Below are 24,754 nucleotides of genomic sequence, written 5' to 3'. Positions count from 1 at the left end.
CCAGGGGCCTCCTTCTCAGGTGAGTATACCCCGAAGGAGGATTTCCCTCAAACGCTCGGGCTCGGCGTGGCCCGCGCAGGAGGCGGTGTCCTGGCAGAGGACCAGGTAGCGGAGGTGGGTCTCCTTGCCCCCCACGGGATGCCGGAAGAAGCCCAGGGCGCTTCCCGAGAGGTGGCGGCGGCAGGCCTCGCACACCTGGGGGCCCGCCACGTGGCCGGGGAGGGGTTCTAGGGTGAGGGAAAGCTCCGGAGGGCCCTTTTCCACGATGACCACCCGCCCCTCCTCGTCCCGGTAGTAGAGGATCTCCCCGATGGGGAGGAGGTCGGGGGAGGTGCCTGGAAAGAGCTCCAGGATCATCTCCCGCTCTTCGTGGTCCATGCCCCTAGATTAGCCCAAGCTTGCGGAGAAGGGGAGGGAGGAAGAGGTGGAGGCCGATGGAGAGGGCCAGGAGGCTCGCCAGGAAGACAGCGGCGGCGGCGGTGTCCTTGGCCCGCTTGGCCAGGGGGTGGTAGACGGGGCTCGCCAGGTCGGTGAGGGCCTCGAGGGCGGTGTTCAAAAGCTCCAGGGAGAGGACCAAGGCGATGAGGAGAAGGACGGGCACCGGGTCCACCCCAAGCCAGAGGGCGAGGAGGAGGGCTAAAAGGCCCAAATAGGCCTCGAGGCGGAAGTTCCTCTGCACCCGCCAGGCGTAGACGAGGCCCTCCCAGGCGTAGAGGAAGGAGCGGGCCACCCCCTTTACAGGGTGAGGATCCTCTCTTGGACGCGGTGGAACCCTTCCCAATCCTCCTCCTTCTGGTGGTCGTGGCCCAGGAGGTGCCAAAGCCCGTGGGCCGCCAGGACCAGGACCTCCTCCTCCAAAGGGGCTCCCCGGGCCTCCGCCTGCCTCCTCGCCGTGTCCAGGCTGATCCAGATGTCCCCCAGGTGGGGGGGGACGAAGGGGTCCCCGGGCTCGTAGTGGGGGAAGGAGAGGACGTCGGTGGCCTCGTCCTCCCCCCACCACGCCCGCTTGAGGGCCCTTATGCGCCGGTCCCCGGTGAGGATCACCGTGACCGCCTTGTCTCCCACGCCCAGCTCCTCCATGAGGGCGGAAAGGGCCCGGCGGAGCCTGGGCACAAGGCCCCTTGGGGGGCGCTTATTGGCCAGAACCGCCACCACGCTCGGCCTCCTCGTAGGCCTTGATGATGCGGGCCACCAGGGGGTGGCGGACCACGTCGGATTCCTTGAAGTAGATGAAGGCGATGCCCTCAATCCCCTTCAGGATGCGGGTGGCCTCAATGAGGCCCGACTTCTGGTGCTTGGGCAGGTCAATCTGGGTTACGTCCCCGGTGATGACCATCTTGGAGCTGAAGCCCATGCGGGTCAGGAACATCTTCATCTGCTCCGGGGTGGTGTTCTGGGCTTCGTCCAGGATGATGAAGGCGTCGTTCAGGGTGTTGTGGGTGAGGATGAAGTCCTCGGTCACGTAAAGGCCGTCGGGACTGGCCACCGTGATGCACACCGCCTCCGCCTCCCCGGCGGGTTCAATGGCTTCCACGAATCGCATGGGACGAATCCCTCCGGTTTGGGCATAGACCTTTGCCTTTCGCGCCAGGCGGAAGGGCGGAAGCCCCGGGGGCAGGCGGATATCCAGCACGTGGCTTTCGGCCCGGTGGTAGACGGGCCGGCCCCGGGCCAGGCCCGGGCGCAGGCGGTCTTGGGGCCGCACCCGATGGTAGACCACGCCGCCCAGGGAGCGGACCAGGAAGGCCACGTCCCGGGCCAGGCGGAAAGAGGAGGTGGAGAACTGAACCCGCGCCCTTCGTCCCTCCTGCGCGTGCACGCTGCCGTCGCTGTCCAGCAGGCCTTGGAGAACGCCCAAACGAACCTCCGAGGTGTTCCACAGATAGTCTTCGGGCACAAAGCGCTCGTTGGAGCGGGTTCCCCAGAGGCCTAGGGCCCGGAGGGCCTCGCTGACCGGGTTGCGGTTTTTCCCCCCCTTGAAGCCCAGGGTCAGGGCGTGGTCCACGCCGCCTTTCGGGATTACCTGCACCCCTTGAAGCCTTTCGGCAAGGGCCTCTTTAAGCTCGGGGTCGCCGGTGGAGAAGCTAGGCGTGGTGCTGCCCGTGAGGCATCCATCTCCCAGGAGGAGGCCCAGAGCGTAGGGGTCCAAGGGGACGGGGCGCTTGGGAAACTCTACGGGCGCTTGGAGGAGGGGAACTTCGTAGCGGTGCTGGTGGTGCAGGCGGAGGTTCCCCCGCATCTCTTCGGTGGTGACCAGGCGAGGGGGGCGCCCTCGCCTCCGGTCCCAGGGCGTGAGGACGGCCCAGAGGTGGTCTCCCGTGGCCCGGGTTTCCACGCCGTCGCTGAAGCGGACCCGGTAGATGGGCTGCTTCCCCTGAGGATAGACGGCCACCACCATCACCGGCACGCCGTAGGCCCCCACCACCCAGTCCCCTGGCTTCAGGTTGCCGATGGGACGGAAGCCCTCGGGGGTCAGCACCGGCGTGTCCACGGGCTGGGCCCTGCCCCTCATAAAGGCCAGGGGCGCCACCTCAATGATCCCTGACTGCAGATACTGCTCAAAGCGCTCAGCGTCAATCATGTCAAAGAGGGCGTCGTAGAGGGGCCTCAGGTAGGGGTCCACCTTGGCCTGGATGTCCCCGGGCAGAAAGCCCAGCTTCTCCCCCGCCTCCACCGCCGGCCGCGTCAGGACGATGCGTTTGACCTTGCGGGCCCGAAGGTGGCTCACGGCCATGGCCACCGCCAGGTAGGTCTTGCCGGTTCCGGCGGGGCCCACGCCGAAGGTGATGTCGTTTTTGGCGATGGCCTCCACGTACCGCCTCTGCCCCGGGGTCTTGGGCCGGAGGCGGCCGGGAAGGCTCAGCTCGGACTCCAGGCTCGTGGCCTCGTAGAGGCCCTGCCCCTCCTGGGCCAGGGCCACGGCCTGCTCCAGGGTGGGCTCGTCCAGCTCCGCCCCCTGGCGGAGGAGGGCCAAGAGGTCCCGCACCACCCGCTCCGCCACCGCCACCTTCTCCGGCTCTCCCAATAGCTCCACCTGGTCCCCGCGGACCACCAGCTTCAGCCCCTCGCCCAAGGCCTCCTTGAAGAGGGCGCGGAGCTTCTTCAGGTGGCGGTCGGCCTGGCCCAGGAAGGCTAGGGTCTCCTCGGGCTTAAGGGGGATCACCACCCTCTGGGCTTCTTCTTCAGGATTTCGTGCCATATCACCCCTTTCAGCAGGCTCTCGGGGTCGGTGGACACAAGGCGCTTGGCGCGCCTCTTGGGCGTGGGCGTTTCCTCAACTTCCTCGCGGAAGCGCACTTCCAGCGGGGTCCTTTCCGGAGCGGGGAGGCGTTCTAAGCTTTCCCCTTCCGGCCGCCTGGGCTCAAGGGCCGGGGCAGGGGGGGGTTTGGGCCTGGGCTTGGCCTTGGGCTTGGGTTTGGGGGCGGGCCGGGGCTCGGGAAAGGGCTCCTCGGGAAAGACCGGGGGCGTGGGGGGCGCACGGCGCAGGCCCTGAAGGGCGGGGAGGATCACGAAGAAGAGGAGGAAAAGGAGGCCTAAAAGGTCGCCCAGGCTCATTCCTCACCCTCGGGCTTGGCCGCCCGGCTGATGGACTCCCGCATGTCGGTGTCGGCCTCTATGTTCTTGAGGCGGTAGTAGTCCATGACCCCCAGGTTTCCCTTCCTCAGGGCCTCGGCCAGGGCCAGGGGGACCTGGGCCTGGGCCTCCACCAGCTTGGCCCGCATGGCCTCCACTAGGGCCCGGTTCTCCTGCTCCGCCGCCACGGCCATGGCCCGGCGCTCCTCCGCCTTGGCCTGGGCGATCTTCTTGTCGGCCTCGGCCTGGTCAATCTGGAGCTGGGCCCCGATGTTCTTGCCCACGTCCACGTCGGCGATATCCACCGAGAGGATCTCAAAGGCGGTGCCGGCATCCAGGCCCTTCTCCAAAACGGTCTTGGAGATGCGGTCGGGGTTCTCCAAGACCTCCTTGTGGGAGTTGGCGGAGCCGATGGTGGTCACGATGCCTTCCCCCACGCGGGCGATGATGGTCTCCTCCCCGGCCCCGCCCACCAGGCGGTCAATGTTGGCCCGCACCGTGACCCGGGCGGTGGCCAGAAGCTGGATGCCGTCCTTGGCCACGGCCGCCACCATGGGGGTCTGGATGACCTTGGGGTTCACGGAGACCCGCACCGCCTCCAGCACGTCCCGGCCCGCCAGGTCAATGGCCGCCGCCCGGTCAAAGGTGAGCTTGATGCCGGCCTTGTCGGCGGCGATGAGGGCGTCCACCACCCGGTCCACGTTGCCCCCCGCCAGGTAGTGGGCCTCGAGGCGGTCCAGCCGCACGTCCAGCCCCGCCTTGGTGGCCTTGATGAGGGGGTAGATGATCTTGGCCGGGGGCACGCGCCTGAGGCGCATGGCCACCAGGGTCAGCAGGGGGACCCGCACCCCGGCCGCCCAGGCGGAGATCCAGAGGCCCACCGGGATGAGGCTGAAGAAGAGAAAGACCAGAACGAGGACAACAAAGGCCAAAAAGAGCACGCCGATTCCTTCCATAGCTATTCCTCCAAAGCCTCCACCACCACCGTGGGCCCCCGCACCTCCACCACCCTGATAGGGGTGCCCTTGGGGATGAACCCACGGTTGGCTACCACGTCCATGCGCTTGGCCCCAAACCGGGCCACGCCCCCCGGCCTGAGGTCCGTGAGGGCCGTACCCACCATGCCTACCTCCACCTCCTCCCCCGTGGCGTGGGCCTCAATGGCGCTCTCCAGGACCAGGGCCCTGGCGGGGCGGGTCCTGGGCAGGTAGCGGAACACCAGGAGAAGCCCAAGCCCCAGGGCGATCACGGCGATGGCCATCACCAGGAGGGCGTTTTCCCCGAAGGTGAAGTAGACGGAGGCCAGAATGGCCCCCACGCCCAAGGCCCCGGCGATGCCGAACCCCGGGAACAAGAAGGCTTCCACCAGGAGGAGGCCCACGCCCAGGAAGAAGAGGAGGAGCTCAAAGGCCCCGGAAAGCCCCGCCAACCACCCCCCGGCGAAGTAGAGGCCCAAGAAGGCCAGGCCCAGAGCCCCCATCACGCCGAAGCCCGGGGTGAAGAGCTCCAGGAGGAGGAGGAGAAGGCCCAGGGCCAGGAGGATCCCCGCCACGGCGGAGCTGGTCAGGAAGCGGGCCACCTGGACCCGGGGGCCTGGGGTGAGCCGTTCCGTCTCCGGGCTGAAGCCCGCCTGCCTCAGGGCCTCGGGCAGGCTTCCCGCCTTGAAGTCGGCCACCTTGAGCTCCACCGCCTTGTCGGCGGAGAGGGTGAGGGGCTCTCCCTTGGCGGTGAGGCCGGGGATCTCTATGGCCGGGTCCACCATGGCCTCCGCCAGCTGGACGGGCCTCCCCCTGGCCTCGGCCACGGCGCGGAACTTCCCTTTTAGGGCCGAGATTACCTTCTGGTCGGCCGCCTGGGGCTGGCCTAGGGGCGGGGCCACGATGGGCAGGGCGGCCCCGATCTCCGAGCCGGGGAGCATGGCGATCTGGCGGCAGGAGAGGGCGATGAGGGCCCCGGCGGAGAAGGCGTTCTGCACCACGGCCAGGGTGGGGAGGGGGGTTTGCAGGAGGCGGTCGGAGATCCGGATGGCGGCGTCCACCCTTCCCCCGGGGGTGTCAATGAGGAGGGCCACCCCGCTCGCCCCCTCCCGCTCGGCCCGGGAGAGGGCCTGGTCCACGAAGACGGCCAAAGCGGGGTCAATCTCCCCCTGGATGGGGATGAGGTAGGTCTTTCCCAGGGCCAGGGAGAGGAGAAGGGCAAGGGCCAAGAGCCTTTTCACCGCCTCCATTCTATACGCTTTGCCCGGGAAGATGGGGCCTGGGCCACGCTATCCTTTAGGGGATGCTGCGCCTGGCCGTCTTGGGCCATCCCGTGGCCCACTCCCTGTCCCCCGCCATGCACGCCCACGCCCTCAGGAGCCTGGGCCTTCCCGGCACCTACGAGGCCCTGGAGACCCCTCTTGTGCACCTGGCCGACCGCCTTGAGGAGGTGCGCCGGGAGTACCGGGGGGTGAACCTCACCATTCCCCTCAAGGAAAAGGCCCTGGAGTTCGTGGACTGGGCGGCTCCCGAGGCCAAGGCCATCGGGGCGGTCAACACCGTGCTTTCCCTGAAGGGGCACCTCTTCGGCTTCAACACCGACGCTTTGGGCTTTCTGGAGGCCCTGAAGGCGGGGGGGATTCCCCTTCAGGGCCCGGCTTTGGTCCTGGGGGCCGGGGGGGCGGGGCGGGCGGTGGCCTACGCCCTGAAGGGGGCGGGCCTCGAGGTCTGGGTCTGGAACCGCACCGAGGAGCGGGCCCTGGCCCTGGCGGAGGCCTTTGGCCTCAGGGCGGTGCCCCTGGAGCGGGCCAGGGAGGCGCGGCTTCTCGTCAACGCCACCAGCGTGGGCCTGAACGCCCCCGAGGAGACCCCTCTCCCCGCCGAGCTCTTCCCCGAGGCGGGGGCGGCGGTGGACCTGGTCTACCGCCCCCTCTGGACCCGCTTCCTGAAGGAGGCCCGGGCCCGGGGGCTTCTGGTGCAGACGGGGCTTCCCATGCTGGCCTGGCAGGGGGCCTTGGCCTTCCAAATCTGGACGGGGCTTCTTCCGGACCCCAAGGGGATGGAGGAGGCGGCCTTGAGGGCCCTGGGCGGGTAGGCTGGAGGGGGCGGTCTTGCCCGGAGGTCTTGTGCGCCTGACCCTGGCTGAACCCGTGGTCCACGAGGAGGTCATCCAGAAAAGCCGCTTCATCGCCAAGGCGGTCCCCGTGGCCTCGGAGGAGGAGGCCTTGGCCTTTTTGGAGGCCCACCGGGAGCCCGAGGCCACCCACAACTGTTACGCCTACAAGGTGGGCCCCCTCTACCGCTTCTTTGATGACGGCGAGCCCGCGGGAACGGCCGGGAAGCCCATCCTCCACGCCATAGAGGCCCAGGGCCTGGACCGGGTGGCGGTGCTGGTGGTCCGCTACTTCGGCGGGGTCAAGCTGGGGGCGGGGGGGCTGGTGCGGGCCTACGGGGGCGTGGCGGCGGAGGCGTTGCGCCGGGGGCGGAAGGTGCCCCTGGCCTTCGTGGTGCCCTTCGCTGAAGTGGGCCGGGTGCACGCCCTCTTGCAGAAGTGGGGGCATGGGGCGGAGGAGATCTACCTGCCTGAGGGCGTCCGGTTCCAGCTGGCCCTTCCCGAGGGGGAGAGGGAGGCGTTTCTAAAAGCCCTTCAGGACGCTACCCGGGGGCGGGTGGTGGAAGGGTAACATGAGGGGGATGCTGCCCCTCTTTGAGCCCAAGGGCCGGGTCCTCCTGGTGGACGGCCACCACCTGGCCTACCGCACCTTCCACGCCCTGAAGGGCCTCACCACCAGCCGGGGGGAGCCGGTGCAGGCGGTCTACGGCTTCGCCAAGAGCCTCCTCAAGGCCCTCAAGGAGGACGGGGACGCGGTGATCGTGGTCTTTGACGCCAAGGCCCCCTCCTTCCGCCACGAGGCCTACGGGGGGTACAAGGCGGGCCGGGCCCCCACGCCGGAGGACTTTCCCCGGCAACTCGCCCTCATCAAGGAGCTGGTGGACCTCCTGGGGCTGGCGCGCCTCGAGGTCCCGGGCTACGAGGCGGACGACGTCCTGGCCAGCCTGGCCAAGAAGGCGGAAAAGGAGGGCTACGAGGTCCGCATCCTCACCGCCGACAAAGACCTTTACCAGCTCCTTTCCGACCGCATCCACGTCCTCCACCCCGAGGGGTACCTCATCACCCCGGCCTGGCTTTGGGAAAAGTACGGCCTGAGGCCCGACCAGTGGGCCGACTACCGGGCCCTGACCGGGGACGAGTCCGACAACCTTCCCGGGGTCAAGGGCATCGGGGAGAAGACGGCGAGGAAGCTTCTGGAGGAGTGGGGGAGCCTGGAAGCCCTCCTCAAGAACCTGGACCGGCTGAAGCCCGCCATCCGGGAGAAGATCCTGGCCCACATGGACGATCTGAAGCTCTCCTGGGACCTGGCCAAGGTGCGCACCGACCTGCCCCTGGAGGTGGACTTCGCCAAAAGGCGGGAGCCCGACCGGGAGAGGCTTAGGGCCTTTCTGGAGAGGCTTGAGTTTGGCAGCCTCCTCCACGAGTTCGGCCTTCTGGAAAGCCCCAAGGCCCTGGAGGAGGCCCCCTGGCCCCCGCCGGAAGGGGCCTTCGTGGGCTTTGTGCTTTCCCGCAAGGAGCCCATGTGGGCCGATCTTCTGGCCCTGGCCGCCGCCAGGGGGGGCCGGGTCCACCGGGCCCCCGAGCCTTATAAAGCCCTCAGGGACCTGAAGGAGGCGCGGGGGCTTCTCGCCAAAGACCTGAGCGTTCTGGCCCTGAGGGAAGGCCTTGGCCTCCCGCCCGGCGACGACCCCATGCTCCTCGCCTACCTCCTGGACCCTTCCAACACCCCCCCCGAGGGGGTGGCCCGGCGCTACGGCGGGGAGTGGACGGAGGAGGCGGGGGAGCGGGCCGCCCTTTCCGAGAGGCTCTTCGCCAACCTGTGGGGGAGGCTTGAGGGGGAGGAGAGGCTCCTTTGGCTTTACCGGGAGGTGGAGAGGCCCCTTTCCGCTGTCCTGGCCCACATGGAGGCCACGGGGGTGCGCCTGGACGTGGCCTATCTCAGGGCCTTGTCCCTGGAGGTGGCCGAGGAGATCGCCCGCCTCGAGGCCGAGGTCTTCCGCCTGGCCGGCCACCCCTTCAACCTCAACTCCCGGGACCAGCTGGAAAGGGTCCTCTTTGACGAGCTAGGGCTTCCCGCCATCGGCAAGACGGAGAAGACCGGCAAGCGCTCCACCAGCGCCGCCGTCCTGGAGGCCCTCCGCGAGGCCCACCCCATCGTGGAGAAGATCCTGCAGTACCGGGAGCTCACCAAGCTGAAGAGCACCTACATTGACCCCTTGCCGGACCTCATCCACCCCAGGACGGGCCGCCTCCACACCCGCTTCAACCAGACGGCCACGGCCACGGGCAGGCTAAGTAGCTCCGATCCCAACCTCCAGAACATCCCCGTCCGCACCCCGCTTGGGCAGAGGATCCGCCGGGCCTTCATCGCCGAGGAGGGGTGGCTATTGGTGGCCCTGGACTATAGCCAGATAGAGCTCAGGGTGCTGGCCCACCTCTCCGGCGACGAGAACCTGATCCGGGTCTTCCAGGAGGGGCGGGACATCCACACGGAGACCGCCAGCTGGATGTTCGGCGTCCCCCGGGAGGCCGTGGACCCCCTGATGCGCCGGGCGGCCAAGACCATCAACTTCGGGGTCCTCTACGGCATGTCGGCCCACCGCCTCTCCCAGGAGCTAGCCATCCCTTACGAGGAGGCCCAGGCCTTCATTGAGCGCTACTTTCAGAGCTTCCCCAAGGTGCGGGCCTGGATTGAGAAGACCCTGGAGGAGGGCAGGAGGCGGGGGTACGTGGAGACCCTCTTCGGCCGCCGCCGCTACGTGCCAGACCTAGAGGCCCGGGTGAAGAGCGTGCGGGAGGCGGCCGAGCGCATGGCCTTCAACATGCCCGTCCAGGGCACCGCCGCCGACCTCATGAAGCTGGCTATGGTGAAGCTCTTCCCCAGGCTGGAGGAAATGGGGGCCAGGATGCTCCTTCAGGTCCACGACGAGCTGGTCCTCGAGGCCCCAAAAGAGAGGGCGGAGGCCGTGGCCCGGCTGGCCAAGGAGGTCATGGAGGGGGTGTATCCCCTGGCCGTGCCCCTGGAGGTGGAGGTGGGGATAGGGGAGGACTGGCTCTCCGCCAAGGAGTGATACCACCCCATGCTGGCCCAAGCCAGCATGGGGGCCCCGGCAAAAGGTTTCTGGGGAAGTTACCAGGCATGGTGGGCCGAAGGAAACAGGAAACAAGGGTATGAGGGTTTTTTGCCCTAAAGAAAGGCCAGGGGGTCCTCCCGAAGGAAGGCTTCCAGGGGGATACCCCCTGGGCCCAGGAGTAGCCCCTTTCCTCCAAAGGCCTGGGTGAAGGCTTTTAGCCCTTTGGTCCTTTGGGAAGGGGCGCTTTTGACCTCCAAAGCCAGAAGGCGCCTTCCCTTCTTCAAGACGAAGTCAACCTCCTGGTCCCTTTCCCGCCAGTAGTACACCTCAAAGCCCCCGTGGGGGGCGTGGGCCAGAAGGTGGGCGCCCACGGCGGTTTCCACGAGCCGCCCCATGAGGGCGGCGTCCGCCCACACCTCCTTTGGGGAAAGCCCCAAGACCGCCGTGATGAGCCCCGTATTAAGGGCCAGGAGCTTGGGGCTCGAGGCGCGGCGCCGGAAGGGCTCGGCGGCGTACTTCTGCAGGGCGGCTAGGAGGCCCGCCCCTCCTAGGAGCTCCAAGTAATGGGCCAGGGTCACCGTGTTCCCGGCATCCTGGAGTTGCCCCAGCATCTTTGTGTAGGAGAGCACCTGGCCGCTGTAGAGGAGGCCGAGCTCCAAAACCCGTCTTAGGAGGGCGGGTTTCTCCACCCGAGCGTGGAGCAGGATATCGCGTCCCAGGGTGGTCTCCAGAAGGGCGTCTTTGATGTAGCGGGCGAACCTCTCCGGTTCCCCCCGCAAGGGGGCCGTGCCCGGGTACCCCCCGAAGTAAAGGTACTCGGGGAGGGCGTACCCGAAGGCCCGCTCCATCTCGTAAAAGGTCCAGTGGGGGAGGCGAAGGACCTCAAAGCGGCCAGCAAGGCTTTCCGAAAGGCCCTTCTGCAGGAGTAGGGGAGAGGAACCTAAGAGGACCACCTTGAGGGGGAGGCCCTGGAGGGTGTCCTCGTCCCAGAGGCGCTTTAGGGTCTCCGACCAGCCCAACGCCTTCTGGACTTCGTCCAAGACCAGGAGGGCTTCCCCCGTCTGGGCCAGGCGGCGGGCCAGGGTCCACTGGGTTTCCAGCCAGGGGGCTTCCTTGAGGGTGGGTTCATCGGCGGAGGCGTAGTGGTAGGGAAGGCCGGAGGTCTGGGCCACCTGTAGGGCCAGGGTGGTCTTGCCCACCTGCCTGGGGCCTAGGACCACCTGCAGCAGGTGGCGGGGCGCCTTGAGCCGCCTTAGCAGTTCCTGGGCTTGGGGACGGGTAAAGGTGTTTTTGCTCAGCACAGTAAGTATTTTTACTCAGTGTGCTTAGTAAATCAAGCCGCGAAAAACCTCGCCACCTGTCCCCCGGGCCCTGGTATAGTGGCCGCCGTGAGGCGCTACTTCGGCACCGACGGGGTGCGGGGGGAGGCGGGCAAGCCCCCCCTGACCCCGGAGTTCGTCCTGAGGTTAGGCCAGGCGGCGGGGGCCTACTTCCGCCAGGAAAGCCCTAGGCCCGTGGTCCTCCTGGCCAAGGACACCCGGGAGTCCTCGGACCTCTTGGAGGCCGCGTTGGCGGCGGGCCTCATGAGCCAGGGGGTACGGGTGGAGCACCTGGGGGTCCTGCCCACCCCGGGGGTGGCCCACCTCACCCGCCGCCTGGGGGCCACCGCCGGGGCCATGATCTCCGCCAGCCACAACCCCTACCAGGACAACGGCATCAAGTTCTTCGGCCCCTCGGGGGAGAAGCTCCCCGACGAGGCCGAGGAGGCCATAGAGGCGCTTCTGGACGAGGCTCACCCTACCCGGGGCATCGGCACCGTGGGGGACTTCCGCGAGGCCGAGCGCATGTACATGGACTTCCTCCTGGAACACGCCCCGGACCTCACGGGCCTGAAGATGGGCCTGGACCTGGCCCACGGAGCCACCTACCGGGTGGGCCCCAAGGTCTTCCAGAGGGCGGGGGCCGAGGTCATGGCCTTCTTCAACACGCCCGACGGCAGGAACATCAACAAGGGGTGCGGCTCCACCCACCCCGAGGCCCTTTCCCGCTTCGTGGTGGAGCTAGGGCTGGACCTGGGCATCGCCTTTGACGGCGACGGGGACCGGGTCCAGTTCATTGACCGCAAGGGGCGGCTTTTCCACGGGGACCACATCCTCTACCTCACCGCTTTGGCCTTCGGCGAGCCCGGGGTGGTGGGCACGGTCATGAGCAACATGGGCCTCGAGGTGGCCCTCCGGGAGCGGGGCCTCGCCTTCCACCGGGCCCAGGTGGGGGACCGCTACGTTCTGGAAATGCTGAAGGAGAAGGGCCTTCACCTCGGGGGGGAGCCCTCGGGCCACGTCATCTTCCGCCGCCACCACACCACGGGGGACGGGCTCCTTTCCGCCCTCCTCACCCTGGAGGCCCTGAAGCGCCTAGGGGGCGACCTCTCCGAATGGTACGAGCGGCTTCCCATGTACCCCCAGGTCCTCCTTAACGTGCGGGTGGAGGACAAGGCGCGGGTCATGGAGGACCCCAGGCTCAAGGCGGCCATAGAGGAGGCAACGAGGCGGCTTGCGGGCCGGGGCCGGGTGAGCGTGCGCCCCTCGGGCACCGAGCCCCTGATCCGGGTCATGGTGGAGGCCGAGGAGGGCGCGGAGGCGGTGGCCCAGGAGCTGGCCCGGGTGGTGGAGGCCCTGGCCCGGGGGTAAGCTGGGGGCGTGAGCTACGGGAAGGCCCACCTGGAGGAGCGGCTTAGGCGGATTTTGGCGGAGGAGATCCAGGCCCTGGAGGACCCTAGGCTCTTCCTCCTCACCGTGGAGGCCGCCCGCCTCTCCCCGGACGGCGGCCTGCTTTCGGTCTACGTGGAGGCCTTCCGGGACCAGGAGGGGGCCCTCGAGGCCCTGGCCCACGCCGAGAGGCGGCTTGCCAGCGCTTTGGGGCGGCGGGTGCGCTTGAGGCGCCTGCCCCGTCTGGCGTTTCTGCCGTGGAATCCCGAACCCTGATCAAGGTGCGCTACGCGGAGACGGACCAGATGGGGGTGGTCCACCACTCGGTCTACGCCGTTTACCTGGAGGTCGCCCGGGTGGAGTTTCTGGAGGAGGCGGGGCTTCCCTACCACCTGGTGGAGGCCAGGGGGGTGTACTTCCCTGTGGTGGAGCTGGGCCTCACCTTCCGGAGCCCCGCCCGCTTCGGCGAGGTGGTGGAGGTCCGGACCCGCCTGGCGGAGGTTTCCTCCCGGGCCCTCCTCTTCCGCTACCGGGTTTTGCGGGGGGAGGCCCTCCTCGCCGAGGGGTTCACCCGCCACCTCTGCCAGGTGGGCGGGCGGGCCGCCCGCATCCCCGAGGACATCCTGAAGGCCTTGCGTGTGCTACACTTAGGGTAGCGTAGCGGCATGGACCTTTCCCCCTTCTCCCTCTTTGAGCGCCACATCAACCCAGGGCTCGCCGGCCTCCTCCGCTTCACCGGTCTGGACCGGGTGGAATCCCACGCCGAGGGGCCCTACGTCTGGGACACCACCGGCAAGCGCTACCTGGACTTTCTTGGCCTTTACGGCGCCCTGAACCTGGGCCACCGCCACCCCAAGGTGGTGGAGGCGGTGATGGCCCAGCTGGCCCGCATGCCCATGTCGGTGCGGGTCCTGGTCTCCGAGCCCACGGCCAGGCTGGCGGCCAAGCTGGCCGAGATCACCCCCGAGGGCCTGGAGATGGTCTTCTTCGGCAACTCCGGGGCCGAGGCGGTGGAGGCCGCCATCAAGCTGGCCCGGGCCTACACCGGCAAGCCGGGGATCATCACCACCGAGGGGGGCTTCCACGGCAAGACCATGGGGGCCCTCTCCCTCACCCCCAGGCCCCAGTACCAGGACCCGGCCAGGCCCCTCCTCCCCGGCGTCAAGGTGGTCCCCTATGGGGACCTCGAGGCCCTCGAGGCCGCCATAGACGGGGATACGGCCGCCGTCATCGTGGAGCCCATCCAGGGGGAAGGGGGGATCCGGGTGCCTCCCGAGGGCTACCTCCGGGGGGTGCGGGAGATCACCCGCAAGCGGGGGGTCCTCATGATCGCCGACGAGGTCCAGACCGGCCTGGGCCGCACCGGCAGGCTCTTTGGGGTGGACTGGGAGGGCGTGGCCCCCGACCTCATGACCCTGGCCAAGGCCCTGGGGGGCGGGGTCATGCCCATCGGGGCCTGCGTGGGGCGGCGGGAGGTCTTTGAGATCTTCAGGCAGAACCCCCTCTTCCACTCCTCCACCTTCGGCGGCAACCCCCTGGCGGCGGCGGCGGCCTTGGCGGCCATAGAGGTCACCCTGGAGGAGGACCTGCCCAGGAGGGCCCTGGAGATGGGGGGCCTCCTCATGGAGGGGCTTAAGGCCCTAAAGGCCCGGTACCCCCACCTCATAGAGGACGTGCGGGGCCGGGGGCTGATGCTTGGGGTGGAGTTCACCGACGCCGACATCGGGGCCCTGGTGGTGGCCGAGCTGGCCGAGCGGGGGGTCATCACCGCCTTCGGCCTCAACAACCCCAAGGTGGTGCGCCTGGAGCCCCCCCTGATCATCGGCCGGGAGCACGTGGACGAGGCCCTTTCGGCCTTTTCCGAAAGCCTTGAGGCCACGGAGAAGGCCCTCGAGGGCCTCTTAGGATAAAATGCGGGAAACCTTACTGGAGTTTTTCAAGAAAACCGGCAAGCCCCACCGGCTGGAGGAGATCCTCCACCGCTTTGGGCTTTCCAAAAGGGAGGCCAAGGCCTACCTGAAGGCCCTGGTTCGGGAAGGGCTTTTGGAGAAGAAGGGGAGCCAGTACTTTCTCCCAAGCCGGGTCCAGGGCCCCATCAGCCTGCACCGGGACGGGTACGGCTTCGTGCGCCTGCCCGAGAAGGACCTCTTCATCCCCCCGGGGTACACGGGGGACGCCTGGCCCGACGACCTGGTGGAGGCCCGGGTCATGCCCCCGGGCCGGGACGGAAGGCCCTTTGGGGTGGTGGAGCGGGTCTTAAAGCGGGCCAGGGAGCGGGTGGTGGGCACCTTGGACTATAGGCGGGGGTACGCCGTCCTCATCCCCGACGAGCCGGGCCTCCCCGAGCTAAGGCTTCTCCCCGAAGGCCTGGAGGGCCTCAAGCGGGGAAGCCGCATCGTGGTCCAGGTCCATTACGAGAAGCGCCCCTACGGGGTCTTCCTGGAGTATCTGGGCGAAGGGGACGCCCCGGAGACGGAGACCGAGGCCGTCATCGCCAAGTACGGCCTCCGGGCCGAGTTCCCAGAGGAGGTCTTAAAGGAGGCCGAGGCCATCCCCCTGGCCATCCCCGAGGAGGAGCTAAGGAGGCGGCAGGACTTCCGCGCCCTTCGGGTCTTCACCATTGACGGGGTGGACGCCAAGGACTTTGACGACGCCATCCACATAGAGCGCCTCCCCAAGGGCTACCGGGTGGGCGTCCACATCGCCGACGTCTCCTTCTACGTGAAGGAGGGAAGCCCCCTGGACCAGGAGGCCTTCTTGCGGGGCACCAGCGTCTACCTGCCGGGCCGGGTCCTCCCCATGCTCCCCGAGAGGCTTTCCAACGGGGTCTGCTCCCTGAAGCCCCACGAGGACCGCCTCGTCCTCTCGGTCCTGGTGGACCTCGGCGAGGACCTGGAGGTCAAGAGGGTCCGCTTCGCCGAGGGGGTCATCAGGAGCGTGGCCCGCCTTACCTACACCGAGGTGGAGGCCTTCGCCGAGGGGTTTGGCCTCCCCGAGGCCCACGCCTTCTTAGCCGAGGACCTGAGCCTTCTTCTGGACCTCACCCAGAGGATGCGGGAAAAGCGCCTGAAGGAGGGCTCTTTGGACTTCAGCTTCCCCGAGGTGAAGGTGGAGGTGGAGGGGGGCACCCTGCGCCTCATCCCCCAGGAGGAGCCCCGGGCCCGGAGCCTCATTGAGGAGCTCATGCTCCTCGCCAACCGGCTGGTGGCCGAGCACCTGGTCAAGCGGGGGCTTCCCGGGCTTTTCCGGGTCCACGAGGAGCCCCTGGAGGAGGCCTACGGCAAGCTTCGCCAGGCCCTACAGCGCCTCGGCTACACCCTGCCGGAGAAGGTCTCGGCCAAGGCCCTGCAGAAGGTTCTCCTCGAGGCCAAGGGCCGCCCCGAGGAGCCCGTGGTGGCTAACCTGGTTCTCCGTTCCCTCAGGCTTGCCCGCTACGCCCCGGAGAACCTGGGCCACTTCGGCCTGGCCATGGAGCACTACCTGCACTTCACGAGCCCCATCCGCCGCTACCCGGACCTGGTGGTCCACCGGGTCTTAAGGGCCTCCATGCGGCGCACCCTGACGGAGAAGCGGAAGGCCACGTGGTTTTCCCAGTTCCCCGCCATCGCTGAGCACGCCTCGGAGATGGAGCGCAAGGCCGAGGCCGCCGAGAGGGAGCTCACCAAGTACTACATGGCCAAGTGGGCCGAGCTCCACCTGGGGGAGCGCTTCAAGGGGAAGGTGACCGGGGTGGCGGGCTTCGGGGCCTTCGTCATGCTAAGAAACGGGGTGGAGGGGCTTGTGCGCCTCGAGGCCCTGGGGCCCTACACCTACAGCGAGGAGGCCATGGCCCTCCTGGGCCCCAAAGGGAAGAGGATCCGCTTGGGGGACGAGATGGAGGTGGTCATCGCCGCCGCCAACCCCAGGCTCAGGCAGATTGACCTGGTGCCCTACGTGGAGGCATCCACGAAGAGGAAAGAAGAGGAGGTGGACATGAGGAAAGTGGTCGGACCCCCCAAGGACCGGGCCCGGGACACCCGTCCCGAGCGGGCCACGGTCAACACCATCTACTTCGGCGAGTGGCAGCCTAAGGAGAACCGCCCGGAAAAGACCCGCCCCCGCCGCAAAAGGCGGCGCTAGGGGTACTTAAAAGGCCAAGGTTCCGGCCCCCACCGCGCTTAAGGTGGGGGCCTCGAGGTCCAGGCGGTGGGCCAGGACCTCCCCGCGCCTGCCCCGGAGAAGGGGGGCGAGGCTTCCCACCACCTCGGTGGCGTCTATGCGGGTGGGGTTTTCCCCTAGGAAGGCCAAGGCGGCCTCGGGCTCCCCCTGGGCGAGCCGCTCCAGAAAGCCCAGGTCCCGCCGCCTGGCCTCCTCCGCCAGGGGGCGGCTCAGGGGCTCGTCCCCGAACCTGGGGCCCACGTGGGAGAGGTCCACGGCCAGGACCACCAGGCCGGGGTGGTCCTTGAGGACCACCCTGAGGGCCTCCCCCAGCTCCGGGCCCCGTCTTCCCACCAGCAGGGGGACGAGGCGGGCCTTTGGGTATCGCCCCTTCAGGAAGAAGAGGGGAAGCTCTAGGCTATGCTCCTCCCGGAAGGCCAGGGGGGTGTTGAAGAGCTCGTAGGGGAGGAGGGCGTCCAGGGCCTGGAGGGCGGGGAGGTCGGGCTCCATGGGGCCAAAGGGGGTGTGGAAGGGGACGGGGAGGGCGGCCGCCTTCGCCTCCAGGGGCCTGTGGGCCACCCCCACCAGGTAGATGCGCTCGGGCTCCCGGGTCCTCTCCAAAACGGCCAAAGCCGCCCCGTAGGCCTCGGGGATGCGGGCGGGCTCCAGGTGGGGGAGGAGGAGGACCTCCGCTTCCTTCCCCTCGCCGGGGTAGGCGGCCCGGAAGGCCTCCAGGAAGGCCCGGGCTTCCTTCTCCCCTTGGGGGTAGGAGAGGCCCGCCAGGCGCATGGGCCTTTCCCTTTTGAGCTTGGCCTCTTCTTCCCTGAGCCTTTCCTGCACTTTCTCGGTGAGGAGGAGGCCCGCTTCCTCCAGGGCTTTCACGAGCTCTTCCAGCTCCTTCCTGGGCACCAAGACCCCGTGGGCCTTGAAGACCTCCTCCTGGACCTCCTCCAGGGTCCTCCCCTCCATTAGGGGGAGGAGGAAGAGGCCCCCTTCGGTGAGGGCTAAGGGCTTCTCGTAAACCCCGTAGGGGTCGGTGAGGAGAAACCCGCCCTCAACCGGGGTGATCTGGGGCTGGCGTAGCCTGAGCCGTCCTTCCATCCCTCCAATATAGGAGAAAGCGCCTGGCCTCTTCCCGGCTCGCTACACTCCCCTCCGCCTGGGCCTCCAGGAGCGCCTTGAGGGCCTCCCCCACCAGGGGGCCGGGCCTCAGGCCCAGAAGGGCCATGACCTCCTCCCCGGAGAGGAGGGGCTCCTGGGGGAGGGGCGTCTTCAGGGCTTCCCGAAAGGCCTCGAGGAGGGGCCAGGCCTCGGCCTCCACCCCCTTGGCCGCGAGGCGGTCCGCCGCCATCAGGTAGGGGAGGGCGGGGAGGAGGTCCCTTCGCTTGAAGTAGAAGCGGCGGAGGGCCTTGGTCCCCTCGGGGGGGCGGTCCATGTGGCGGCGCACCAGGTGGGCCGCCTTCTCCACCACCTCCTTGGGGAAGCAGAGCCAAAAGAGGGCCGCTTTGGCCATTTCCGCCCCCACCTCGGCGTGGCCGAAGAAGCGGTAGAGGCCCACCTCGGGGTCATAGCGGCGGGTCAAGGGCTTGCCGGCATCGTGGTAGAGGGCGGCCAGGCGGGCCTCGAGGGGAGCCTCAGGAAAGAGCCAGAGGAGGTGGAAGAGGACGGAAAGGGTGTGCTCCCAGGCCGGGAGGTGGTGGACCCCGCCCTGGTGGAGGCCCACCAGGTGGGTGAGCTCCGGGAGGTAGACCCCTAGAAGCCCCGTCCGCTCCAGGAGGCGAAGGCCAAAAGGAGCCCTTTTGCTGAGGAGGAGCTTGGCCAGTTCCTCCCGCACCCGCTCCCGGGCGGGGAGGGCGGAGGGGTTTTCCTGGAGGAAGCGGGCGTGGCGGGCGAGGGCCCTCCTGGTTTCCGGAGGGAGGCCCAGGCCCAGAGTGGTGCTCAAGCGCACCCCCCTTAGGCTTCTTAGGTGGTCGGCGTACAGGTTTTCCTCCCGCACGGGGACGAGAAGGCGCTTCCCGAGGTCCTCCTCCGCCCCCGGCAGGCCGAAGACCCTGCCCTTGAGCCAGAGGAGGGCGTTTACCCGGTAGTCCCGCCGCAGGAGGTCCTCTTCGGGGCTCCCCTCGAGGGGGGTGAAGTCCAGGGTGAGGGCCCCTGCGACCAGGCGGTAGTGGCCCCTCTCCGGGTCCAGGGGAAAGAGGGTGCCCCCGTAGCGCCCTTTGGCCTCCTCCGCCGCTTTTTGCGGGTCCAGTGCGGCGAAGTCCAGGTCCAGGGGCCTTCGGCCCAGGAGGAGGTCCCTTAGCGCCCCCCCCACGGGGATGACCCCCTTGGGGGTATAAAAGGGGAAGTCCCTATGGGCGATCAGGCGAAGCACCCCATCATTATCGGCCTAACCGGCAACATCGGAAGCGGCAAGAGCACGGTGGCGGCCTTCCTCCGGGAGATGGGCTACCCCGTCCTGGACGCTGACCTGCTGGCCGAAAGGGCCCGTGAGCTCAAAAAGGCCGAGCTCAAGGCCCTCTTCCCCGAGGCCTTCTTGGGCGAGGAGCTGGACCGGAGGCGGCTCGCCCAACTGGTTTTCTCGGACCCGCAGAGGCTAAGGGCCCTGGAAGAACTGATTCACCCCGAGGTGCGCAGGCTTCTTGAGGAAGAACTTTCCCGCCTCGAGGCCCCCCTGGTCTTCGTGGAGATCCCCCTCCTCTTTGAGAAGGGCTGGGAGGGAAGGCTTCAGGGCACCATCCTGGTGGCGGCCCCCCTGGAGGAGCGCCTGAAGCGGGCCATGGTGCGCTCGGGGCTTTCCCGGGAGGAGGTTCTGGCCCGGGAGAGGGCCCAGATGCCCGAGGAGGAGAAGCGCAAGCGGGCGACCTGGGTCCTGGAGAACCGGGGGAGCCTGGAGGACCTGAGGGCCCGGGTCCAGGCCCTTCTTGGGGAGATCCGGGCTATCCTGGGGGTATGAAGGCGGCGCTCATCAGCGGGGCCAGCCGGGGCATCGGCGAGGCCACGGCCCGGCTCCTCCACGCCAGGGGCTATGGGGTGGGGCTTCTCGCCCGGAACGGGGCCAGGCTGGAGGCCCTGGCCCGGGAACTCCCCGGGGCCTTGCCCATCGTCGGCGACGTGCGGCGGCGGGAGGACTGGGAAAGGGCCGTAGGAAGGATGGAGGAGGCCTTCGGCGGGCTTTTCGCCCTCATCAACAACGCCGGCATCGGCATCATGAAGCCGGTGGTGGAGCTTTCCGAGGAGGAGGTGCGGGAGGTCTTGGAGGTGAACCTCATGGGCCCCTTCCTGGGCCTCAAGGCCGCCCTTCCCCTCCTCCTGCGCTCCCGGGGCGTGGTGGTCAACGTGGGGAGCCTGGCGGGCAAGAACGCCTTCAAGGGCGGGGCCGCCTACAACGCCAGCAAGTTCGGCCTCTTGGGCCTCATGGGGGCCGCCATGCTGGAGCTACGGGAGATGGGGGTGCGGGTGGTGAACGTCCTGCCCGGCTCCGTGGACACCGGCTTCGCCGGGAGCCCGGTGGGGGAGGGCTGGAAGCTCGCCCCCGAGGACGTGGCCCGGGCCATCCTCTTCGCCCTGGAGATGCCGGAGAGGGCCCTTTTGAGCGAGATAGAGATCCGGCCCACCCGGCCCGGCAGGGGGTAAGCTTAGGGGATGATGCCCAAGCGCCTAGAGGAGGCCTTAGCCCTCTTCCGCTCCCTGCCCAGGGAGCTTAAGGCCCAGGTCCTCCTGGACTACGCCAAAAAGGTGCCCCCACCCCCCGAAGGCCTGGCCCTGGAGCCCGTGCCCGAGTGCCAGACCCCCTTCGCCCTAAAGGCGGAGGTGCGGGAGGGGAGGGTCCACCTCCACTTCGCCGTGCCCGACGAGGCCCCCACGGTGAAGGCCTTCGCCGGCCTCTTAAAAGAAGGCCTCGAGGGCGAATCCCCGGAAGCGGTCCTAGCCCTTCCCCCCACCTTTTACCGGGGCTCGGGGCTGGAGGAGCTCTTTACCCCCTTGCGGCTTCGGGGCCTCGAGGCCGCCCTCTTGCGGCTTCAGGACCAGGTGCGCCGCGCCCTTTCATGACCCCCTTCCTCCTGGGCTATTTTCTGGGAAGCCTGCCCGTGGCCTACTGGTTTGGGGCCTTGAGGGGAAAGGACCTCCTAAAGGAGGGCTCGGGCAACCCCGGGGCCCTGAACGCCTTTCGCCTCCTGGGGCCCGTCCCCGGGCTTCTCGTCCTCCTTCTGGACCTCTTCAAGGGGGCTCTGGCGGTGGCGGTGGGGGAAGGGGTTTCCGGAAGTCCTTTGGGGGGGCTTCTGGGGGGCGTGGGGGCGGTGTGGGGGCACGCCTTCTCCCCCTGGCTCCTCTTCCGGGGCGGCAAGGCCCTGGCCCCCGGGGCGGGGGTCCTCCTGGCCGTGGACCCCAGGCTCCTCCTATGGGCCCTCGCCCTCTTTGCCCTCCTCACCGCCCTCTTCCGGAGGCCTTACCGGGCGGTCTTCGCGGTGGCCTTGGCCATGCCCCTCCTGGCGGCCATGCTGGGGAAGACGGCGGCCCACCTCCTCTTCGGCCTGGGGGTGGGGCTTCCCGTGGCCTTCCGCCACCTGAAGGACTGGAACCGATAGCCTAGGGGCATGGGCTGGCACGGGGTCTTCCGCCGCTGGGTCCTGGCCCGGCACTACCGCCTGGCCCGGGAGGCCCTGGTCCCCCACTTCTTTGACGCCCTCACCGCCTATGCCCTGGAGCTTGCCCGCCTGGGCCTGCCCCACGCCAAGGAGGCGGTGGCCGCCCTGAGGGAGCTCCGCACCCTGCCCCTGCCCAGCTTCACCGGGGAGGTGGAGGACGTCTTCTTCTCCATCCAGGCCCAGCTCGCCGAGCACTGGGGGGAGGAGGTGGCGGGGGCGGTGCGCCGGGGGCTTTCCCGCAACGACCTGGACCTGACCGTCTTCCGGGCCTACCTCAGGGACCGGACCCTGGCCCTTCTGGGGGACCTCCTCCGCCTGCGGCGGGCCGTTTTGCGCCTGGCGGCGCGGGTGGAGGGGGTGGTTGTGGTCCTCCACACCCACCACCGCCCCGCCCAGCCCTCCACCCTGGACCACTACCTCCTGGGCGTGGAAAGCCTCCTCTCCCGGGACACCGAGCGGCTTTTCCGGGCCCTCAGCAACGTGAACCGCTCGCCCTTGGGGGCCAGCGCTCTGGCGGGGTGCCCCTACCCCGTGGACCGAAGGCGCCTGGCGGCCCTCCTGGGCTTTGAGGGCCCGGTGGAGAACACCCTGGACGCGGTGGCCTCCGGGGACTACGCCCTGGAGCTGGCCGCCGCTTTGCAGGCCCTAGGGGCGAGCCTTTCCCGCCTCCTCACCGACCTCCTCTTCTGGGCGGGCCGGGGGGCCTTCCTTGTGGGGGAAAGGCTTTCCCAGGGGTCCAGCTTCATGCCCCAGAAGCAAAACCCCGTGGTCTTGGAGCACGCCCGCATCTACGCCGGCAGGCTTATGGGGAGCCTCGAGGCCTTGGCCTTCCTCAACCACAACACCCCCTTCACCGACCTCAACGACCACTCCACCGGGGTCTTGGAGCCTCTGGCCGCCGCTTTGGAGGCGGGGGAGGCGGCCTTGGAGCTCACCCGGGCCGCTTTGGAGGAGGGGGCCTTCGTCCAGGAGGCCCTCATGGAGGAGCTCTCCCCCGAGGTCCTGGCCTCCGAGGCCGCGGACCTCCTGGTGCGGAAGGGCATTCCCCTGCCCGAGGCCCACCGCCGGGTCCGGGGGGCCCTTCCCGGCCTCAGGCCCGAGCTCCTGGGGGTGGACAGGGAGGAGCTTTTGGCCTGGATGAGCCTCCCCGCCTTCTTGGCCCGAAGGGAGGTCCTGGGCGGGGTGGGGCCTAAGGCCAGGGCCCAGGCCCTTTCCCGGGCCAAGAGGCGGCTGAAGGAGGACCAGAAGGCCCTAGCGGGCCTGAGGGCCCGGGTGCGCCTGGCCCGGCGCTGGCTGCAGCACCTCCAACCGGAGGAAGGCCAGGAGGGTGCGGAGGAGAAGGGGCAGGTAGAAGGAAAGGAGCGCCAGAAGTAGCTCCCAGGAGAGGAGGGCGAAGACCCGGTTCTCCAACCCCTCGGCTAGGGCCCGGGTGCCCAGGGTGAAGGCGGCCAGGGGGAAGACCAGCCCGAAAGGCTTGAGGGCCAGGGCCACCCCGCTTCCCCCCATGACGGTGGCGAACCAGGCTGGGTTGAAGAAGCGCACGCGCATGGGGTTCATTGTGGAATACCGGGGTGGGGTAGGTCAACGCCCCCGGAAGTGTTCCACGGTAAGGCGGATCCCCTCCCGGAAGCCCACCCGCGGCCGCCAGCCGTGGGCCATGAGCTTAAGGGGGGAGAGGACGCTCCTTTCCAGGTCCCCGGGGCGCGGTGGGGCGTGGCGCACCTCCGGGGTCCTAAGGGCGGCCTCGGCCACGGCCTTTAGGACCTCGAGGGTGGTGTGCCCCTCCCCGGTGCCCACGTTGTAGACCCCCTCGAGGCTCAAAAGGGCCAGGGTGTGGGCCTCGGCCACGTCGCCCACATAAACGTAGTCCCGCACGCACCCTTCGTCCCCCGGGGTCCTCCTGGCGTAGAGGGTCACGGGCTCCCCTTTAAGGACCCGCTCGGCGAAGATGGCCACCACCCCCGCCTCCCCGTGGGGGTCCTGCCTGGGCCCGTAGACGTTGCCGTAGCGCAAGGAGACCCACTTGAGGCCGTAGTTCTGCCCGTAGGCGGAGAGGTACCCCTCAAAGGCCGCCTTGCTGGCGGCGTAGGGGCTTTTGGGCCTGGGGGGCCAGGTCTCCTCGGCGGCCTCCCCCTCGGGCACCTCCCCGTAGATGGCCCCGCCGGTGGAGGCGAAGACCAGCTTCTCCACGCCGTGCCTCCGGCAGGCCTCCAGGAGGTTCATCCCCCCCACCAGGTTCACGGCGAAGTCCAGAAGGGGGTCCTCCACGCTCACCTTGACCGAGGCCTGGGCTGCCTGGTGGGAGACGTGGGTGGGGCGGAACTCCCGGAAGACCCGCTCCACCCCTTCCCCGTCCCTCAGGTCCACCTGGTAGAAGGGGACCCCCGGGGGGACGTTTTCCCGCTTGCCCGTGGAGAGGTTGTCCAATACCGCCACCTCGAGGCCCTCCCGCAGAAGGGCCTCGGCGATGTGGCTCCCGATGAAGCCGGCGCCGCCCGTGATCAGTACGCGCATCTTCACCTCCGGGCCCAAGCCCGGAGGGAGTCTACCACAGCCTCAGCCGATCTTGACCTCGGGCTCGTTGCCGGGCCGCCACTTGATAGTGCACCCGATGGCCGGAGCCTCCTTTAGAGGAGGCTCTTCTCCCCGGAGGAGGGCCTCTATGGCGGCCTTCAGGTCGTGGCTTTGGACCTGGTCGGGAAACTTGGGGTTGTCGTTGACCCGCCCGTGGTAGCGGAGGAGCCTCCGCTCGTCAAAGAGGAAGACCTCGGGGGTGCGGAGGGCCCGGTAGGCCTTGGCCACCTCCTGGGTCTCGTCCAGAAGGTAGGGGAAAAAGATGCCGTGCTCCCTTGCGAAGGCCACCATGCCCTCGGGGCTGTCCTCGGGGTAGCGCGCGTAGTCGTTGGGGTTGATGCCCACGAAGGCCACCTGGCCCCGGTAGGCCTCGGCCAGGTCCACCAGCTCCCGGATGGAGCCCTTGACGTAGGGGCAGTGGTTGCACATGAAGACCACGGCGAGAAGGGGCTCTTGGAACTGGGAGAGGCGGTAGCGCCCGCCCCGGGGGTCGGGAAGCTCGGCGTCTATGAGGGGGCTTTCCAGGGGAAGCTCGGGGTACTGGAGCATGGCCTTAGTATAGGTGGCCGCCCCTCGCTCCTTCCATACCAAAACCCACCAAAACCCTTCACCGAGCCTCGGCGGTTCTTTGGGGTCCTCGCAGGCGGGGTACTCGGCCCGTGGCCCATCGGGTATATTGCCTTCGTGCGCGGGCTTTCCTCCGAAGAAGCCAGGAAGAGGCTCCAGGAATACGGGCCCAACGCCCTGGTTAGCAAAAGTGCACATTAGCGCACTCCGGCCCTCCACCAGGATGAGGACCTGAGCCTATCTTCCACCCCTTCCACGATCCGTGCAGGATGGGCTTGAGGGGAGAAAGGTCCCTGGGCACCTCAAGCCCGAGAAGGGGAAGGAAAAGGCCTACCCTCAGGACCCGCCAGGGATAGGCGCCGGAGGGGTTCCTTCCCTTGGTTAC

General features: G+C 68.6%; 25 protein-coding genes and 4 pseudogenes. 14 read left to right on the top strand and 15 right to left on the bottom strand.

Annotation, left to right across the window (positions count from 1 at the left end; translation table 11 throughout):
- Nucleotides 1-15 precede the first annotated feature (15 nt).
- From BVI061214_RS10725 to BVI061214_RS10695, 9 genes and pseudogenes are all read right to left on the bottom strand, one after another.
- Nucleotides 16-378 carry a hypothetical protein gene (locus tag BVI061214_RS10725; protein WP_003048199.1) on the bottom strand — a complete coding sequence of 121 codons (363 nt, stop codon included), beginning with the start codon at nucleotides 376-378 and terminating at the stop codon, nucleotides 16-18.
- Between the two features lie 4 nt (nucleotides 379-382).
- The gene (locus tag BVI061214_RS10720) at nucleotides 383-781 is read right to left on the bottom strand and encodes a diacylglycerol kinase (protein WP_155982911.1); all 399 of its coding nucleotides are present in this window, start codon (nucleotides 779-781) and stop codon (nucleotides 383-385) included.
- Entirely contained in the window at nucleotides 736-1,155 is a 420-nt protein-coding gene (gene ybeY, locus BVI061214_RS10715) for an rRNA maturation RNase YbeY (protein ID WP_003048201.1), read from the bottom strand. The genes BVI061214_RS10720 and ybeY overlap by 46 nt, the downstream gene beginning before the upstream one ends.
- Nucleotides 1,133-1,432, bottom strand: a pseudogene (locus BVI061214_RS13905) (PhoH family protein); the annotation flags it as partial. The pseudogene BVI061214_RS13905 and the gene ybeY, both read right to left, overlap by 23 nt.
- Nucleotides 1,433-1,711: 279 nt before the next feature.
- Nucleotides 1,712-2,239 (bottom strand): annotated as a pseudogene (locus BVI061214_RS14115) (LAGLIDADG family homing endonuclease); the annotation flags it as partial.
- A 261-nt stretch (nucleotides 2,240-2,500) separates the two neighbouring features.
- Nucleotides 2,501-3,199 (bottom strand): annotated as a pseudogene (locus tag BVI061214_RS14110) (PhoH family protein); the annotation flags it as partial.
- A complete protein-coding gene (locus BVI061214_RS10705; protein ID WP_053768367.1) occupies nucleotides 3,160-3,555 on the bottom strand; it encodes a hypothetical protein in 396 nt (131 codons plus the stop codon). The gene BVI061214_RS10705 and the pseudogene BVI061214_RS14110, both read right to left, overlap by 40 nt.
- The gene (floA, locus tag BVI061214_RS10700; protein ID WP_053768366.1) at nucleotides 3,552-4,529 is read right to left on the bottom strand and encodes a flotillin-like protein FloA; all 978 of its coding nucleotides are present in this window, start codon (nucleotides 4,527-4,529) and stop codon (nucleotides 3,552-3,554) included. The genes BVI061214_RS10705 and floA overlap by 4 nt, the downstream gene beginning before the upstream one ends.
- Nucleotides 4,530-4,531: 2 nt before the next feature.
- Entirely contained in the window at nucleotides 4,532-5,800 is a 1,269-nt protein-coding gene (locus tag BVI061214_RS10695) for an NfeD family protein (RefSeq protein WP_156303261.1), read from the bottom strand.
- Between the two features lie 53 nt (nucleotides 5,801-5,853).
- Between BVI061214_RS10695 and aroE the strand changes: the two genes are divergently transcribed.
- The 3 genes from aroE to polA are packed head-to-tail and all read left to right on the top strand — an operon-like array spanning nucleotide 5,854 to nucleotide 9,734.
- Nucleotides 5,854-6,645 (top strand): shikimate dehydrogenase, encoded by a 792-nt coding sequence (gene aroE / locus BVI061214_RS10690; RefSeq protein ID WP_053768365.1) that lies wholly within the window; start codon nucleotides 5,854-5,856, stop codon nucleotides 6,643-6,645.
- A 31-nt stretch (nucleotides 6,646-6,676) separates the two neighbouring features.
- Complete coding sequence (locus tag BVI061214_RS10685) at nucleotides 6,677-7,234, top strand: IMPACT family protein (RefSeq protein WP_053768364.1); 558 nt, start codon at nucleotides 6,677-6,679, stop codon at nucleotides 7,232-7,234.
- A gap of 1 nt (nucleotide 7,235) precedes the next feature.
- Nucleotides 7,236-9,734, top strand: coding sequence for a DNA polymerase I (gene polA, locus BVI061214_RS10680; protein ID WP_156303260.1), 2,499 nt, complete (start codon nucleotides 7,236-7,238; stop codon nucleotides 9,732-9,734).
- 116 nt (nucleotides 9,735-9,850) lie between these two features.
- Here the strand turns inward: polA and BVI061214_RS10675 are convergent, their stop codons facing one another.
- Nucleotides 9,851-11,038: an ATP-binding protein gene (locus tag BVI061214_RS10675; RefSeq protein WP_053768362.1), complete on the bottom strand. Its 1,188-nt coding sequence runs from the start codon at nucleotides 11,036-11,038 to the stop codon at nucleotides 9,851-9,853.
- An 87-nt stretch (nucleotides 11,039-11,125) separates the two neighbouring features.
- Between BVI061214_RS10675 and glmM the strand changes: the two genes are divergently transcribed.
- Genes glmM through rnr form a run of 5 tightly spaced genes read left to right on the top strand, consistent with a single transcriptional unit; the run spans nucleotide 11,126 to nucleotide 16,564 of the window.
- Nucleotides 11,126-12,427 carry a phosphoglucosamine mutase gene (gene glmM / locus BVI061214_RS10670; protein WP_053768657.1) on the top strand — a complete coding sequence of 434 codons (1,302 nt, stop codon included), beginning with the start codon at nucleotides 11,126-11,128 and terminating at the stop codon, nucleotides 12,425-12,427.
- 9 nt (nucleotides 12,428-12,436) lie between these two features.
- On the top strand, nucleotides 12,437-12,721 hold the full coding sequence (locus BVI061214_RS10665) for a ribosome-binding factor A (protein ID WP_053768361.1): 285 nt from the start codon (nucleotides 12,437-12,439) through the stop codon (nucleotides 12,719-12,721).
- Complete coding sequence (locus BVI061214_RS10660; RefSeq protein ID WP_053768360.1) at nucleotides 12,703-13,101, top strand: acyl-CoA thioesterase; 399 nt, start codon at nucleotides 12,703-12,705, stop codon at nucleotides 13,099-13,101. The genes BVI061214_RS10665 and BVI061214_RS10660 overlap by 19 nt, the downstream gene beginning before the upstream one ends.
- Before the next feature lie 9 nt (nucleotides 13,102-13,110).
- The gene (locus BVI061214_RS10655; protein ID WP_053768359.1) at nucleotides 13,111-14,355 is read left to right on the top strand and encodes an aspartate aminotransferase family protein; all 1,245 of its coding nucleotides are present in this window, start codon (nucleotides 13,111-13,113) and stop codon (nucleotides 14,353-14,355) included.
- A 1-nt stretch (nucleotide 14,356) separates the two neighbouring features.
- Nucleotides 14,357-16,564 carry a ribonuclease R gene (gene rnr / locus BVI061214_RS10650; protein WP_053768358.1) on the top strand — a complete coding sequence of 736 codons (2,208 nt, stop codon included), beginning with the start codon at nucleotides 14,357-14,359 and terminating at the stop codon, nucleotides 16,562-16,564.
- Between the two features lie 6 nt (nucleotides 16,565-16,570).
- Here the strand turns inward: rnr and amrB are convergent, their stop codons facing one another.
- Complete coding sequence (gene amrB, locus BVI061214_RS10645; protein ID WP_053768357.1) at nucleotides 16,571-17,683, bottom strand: AmmeMemoRadiSam system protein B; 1,113 nt, start codon at nucleotides 17,681-17,683, stop codon at nucleotides 16,571-16,573.
- Nucleotides 17,637-18,953, bottom strand: a complete 1,317-nt coding sequence (locus BVI061214_RS10640) for an HDIG domain-containing metalloprotein (protein ID WP_053768356.1) — start codon at nucleotides 18,951-18,953, stop codon at nucleotides 17,637-17,639. Before BVI061214_RS10640 ends, amrB begins: the two co-directional genes overlap by 47 nt.
- Between BVI061214_RS10640 and coaE the strand changes: the two genes are divergently transcribed.
- The 5 genes from coaE to BVI061214_RS10615 are packed head-to-tail and all read left to right on the top strand — an operon-like array spanning nucleotide 18,933 to nucleotide 22,602.
- Nucleotides 18,933-19,535: a dephospho-CoA kinase gene (gene coaE, locus BVI061214_RS10635; RefSeq protein WP_053768355.1), complete on the top strand. Its 603-nt coding sequence runs from the start codon at nucleotides 18,933-18,935 to the stop codon at nucleotides 19,533-19,535. The two genes, BVI061214_RS10640 and coaE, sit on opposite strands and share 21 nt — an antisense overlap.
- Nucleotides 19,532-20,215, top strand: coding sequence for an SDR family oxidoreductase (locus BVI061214_RS10630; protein ID WP_053768354.1), 684 nt, complete (start codon nucleotides 19,532-19,534; stop codon nucleotides 20,213-20,215). The genes coaE and BVI061214_RS10630 overlap by 4 nt, the downstream gene beginning before the upstream one ends.
- Before the next feature lie 9 nt (nucleotides 20,216-20,224).
- Nucleotides 20,225-20,632, top strand: coding sequence for a SufE family protein (locus tag BVI061214_RS10625; protein WP_053768353.1), 408 nt, complete (start codon nucleotides 20,225-20,227; stop codon nucleotides 20,630-20,632).
- Complete coding sequence (locus BVI061214_RS10620; protein WP_003048244.1) at nucleotides 20,629-21,168, top strand: glycerol-3-phosphate acyltransferase; 540 nt, start codon at nucleotides 20,629-20,631, stop codon at nucleotides 21,166-21,168. The genes BVI061214_RS10625 and BVI061214_RS10620 overlap by 4 nt, the downstream gene beginning before the upstream one ends.
- A 9-nt stretch (nucleotides 21,169-21,177) precedes the next feature.
- Nucleotides 21,178-22,602, top strand: coding sequence for a lyase family protein (locus BVI061214_RS10615; protein WP_053768352.1), 1,425 nt, complete (start codon nucleotides 21,178-21,180; stop codon nucleotides 22,600-22,602).
- 207 nt (nucleotides 22,603-22,809) lie between these two features.
- Here the strand turns inward: BVI061214_RS10615 and BVI061214_RS10610 are convergent, their stop codons facing one another.
- Nucleotides 22,810-23,742, bottom strand: a complete 933-nt coding sequence (locus BVI061214_RS10610; RefSeq protein WP_053768656.1) for an NAD-dependent epimerase/dehydratase family protein — start codon at nucleotides 23,740-23,742, stop codon at nucleotides 22,810-22,812.
- Nucleotides 23,743-23,784: 42 nt separating this feature from the next.
- On the bottom strand, nucleotides 23,785-24,351 hold the full coding sequence (locus BVI061214_RS10605; protein ID WP_053768351.1) for a thioredoxin family protein: 567 nt from the start codon (nucleotides 24,349-24,351) through the stop codon (nucleotides 23,785-23,787).
- A gap of 135 nt (nucleotides 24,352-24,486) precedes the next feature.
- Here BVI061214_RS10605 and BVI061214_RS14225 point away from each other — a divergent pair, with 135 nt between their 5' ends.
- Nucleotides 24,487-24,570 carry a cation-transporting P-type ATPase gene (locus BVI061214_RS14225; protein WP_428843233.1) on the top strand — a complete coding sequence of 28 codons (84 nt, stop codon included), beginning with the start codon at nucleotides 24,487-24,489 and terminating at the stop codon, nucleotides 24,568-24,570.
- On the opposite strand, the pseudogene BVI061214_RS13900 reads toward BVI061214_RS14225, so the two are convergent.
- Nucleotides 24,551-24,754, bottom strand: a pseudogene (locus BVI061214_RS13900) (IS200/IS605 family accessory protein TnpB-related protein); the annotation flags it as partial. The gene BVI061214_RS14225 and the pseudogene BVI061214_RS13900 sit on opposite strands and share 20 nt — an antisense overlap.

Origin of the sequence: Thermus aquaticus, from assembly GCF_001280255.1 — a bacterium.
Classification (GTDB): Bacteria; Deinococcota; Deinococci; order Deinococcales; family Thermaceae; genus Thermus; species Thermus aquaticus.
Note: the sequence above shows the minus strand (reverse complement) of the source record. Positions and strands in the feature narration are given on the sequence as shown.

What these genes read in the sequence shown, in the direction of transcription:
- BVI061214_RS10725 (WP_003048199.1), bottom strand. Translation starts at nt 378, where the DNA reads ATGGACCACGAAGAGCGGGAGATGATCCTGGAGCTCTTTCCAGGCACC.
- BVI061214_RS10705 (WP_053768367.1), bottom strand. Translation starts at nt 3,555, where the DNA reads ATGAGCCTGGGCGACCTTTTAGGCCTCCTTTTCCTCCTCTTCTTCGTG.
- floA (WP_053768366.1), bottom strand. Translation starts at nt 4,529, where the DNA reads ATGGAAGGAATCGGCGTGCTCTTTTTGGCCTTTGTTGTCCTCGTTCTG.
- BVI061214_RS10695 (WP_156303261.1), bottom strand. Translation starts at nt 5,800, where the DNA reads ATGGAGGCGGTGAAAAGGCTCTTGGCCCTTGCCCTTCTCCTCTCCCTG.
- aroE (WP_053768365.1), top strand. Translation starts at nt 5,854, where the DNA reads ATGCTGCGCCTGGCCGTCTTGGGCCATCCCGTGGCCCACTCCCTGTCC.
- polA (WP_156303260.1), top strand. Translation starts at nt 7,236, where the DNA reads ATGAGGGGGATGCTGCCCCTCTTTGAGCCCAAGGGCCGGGTCCTCCTG.
- BVI061214_RS10655 (WP_053768359.1), top strand. Translation starts at nt 13,111, where the DNA reads ATGGACCTTTCCCCCTTCTCCCTCTTTGAGCGCCACATCAACCCAGGG.
- rnr (WP_053768358.1), top strand. Translation starts at nt 14,357, where the DNA reads ATGCGGGAAACCTTACTGGAGTTTTTCAAGAAAACCGGCAAGCCCCAC.
- amrB (WP_053768357.1), bottom strand. Translation starts at nt 17,683, where the DNA reads ATGGAAGGACGGCTCAGGCTACGCCAGCCCCAGATCACCCCGGTTGAG.
- coaE (WP_053768355.1), top strand. Translation starts at nt 18,933, where the DNA reads ATGGGCGATCAGGCGAAGCACCCCATCATTATCGGCCTAACCGGCAAC.
- BVI061214_RS10630 (WP_053768354.1), top strand. Translation starts at nt 19,532, where the DNA reads ATGAAGGCGGCGCTCATCAGCGGGGCCAGCCGGGGCATCGGCGAGGCC.
- BVI061214_RS10625 (WP_053768353.1), top strand. Translation starts at nt 20,225, where the DNA reads ATGATGCCCAAGCGCCTAGAGGAGGCCTTAGCCCTCTTCCGCTCCCTG.
- BVI061214_RS10620 (WP_003048244.1), top strand. Translation starts at nt 20,629, where the DNA reads ATGACCCCCTTCCTCCTGGGCTATTTTCTGGGAAGCCTGCCCGTGGCC.
- BVI061214_RS10615 (WP_053768352.1), top strand. Translation starts at nt 21,178, where the DNA reads ATGGGCTGGCACGGGGTCTTCCGCCGCTGGGTCCTGGCCCGGCACTAC.
- BVI061214_RS10610 (WP_053768656.1), bottom strand. Translation starts at nt 23,742, where the DNA reads ATGCGCGTACTGATCACGGGCGGCGCCGGCTTCATCGGGAGCCACATC.
- BVI061214_RS10605 (WP_053768351.1), bottom strand. Translation starts at nt 24,351, where the DNA reads ATGCTCCAGTACCCCGAGCTTCCCCTGGAAAGCCCCCTCATAGACGCC.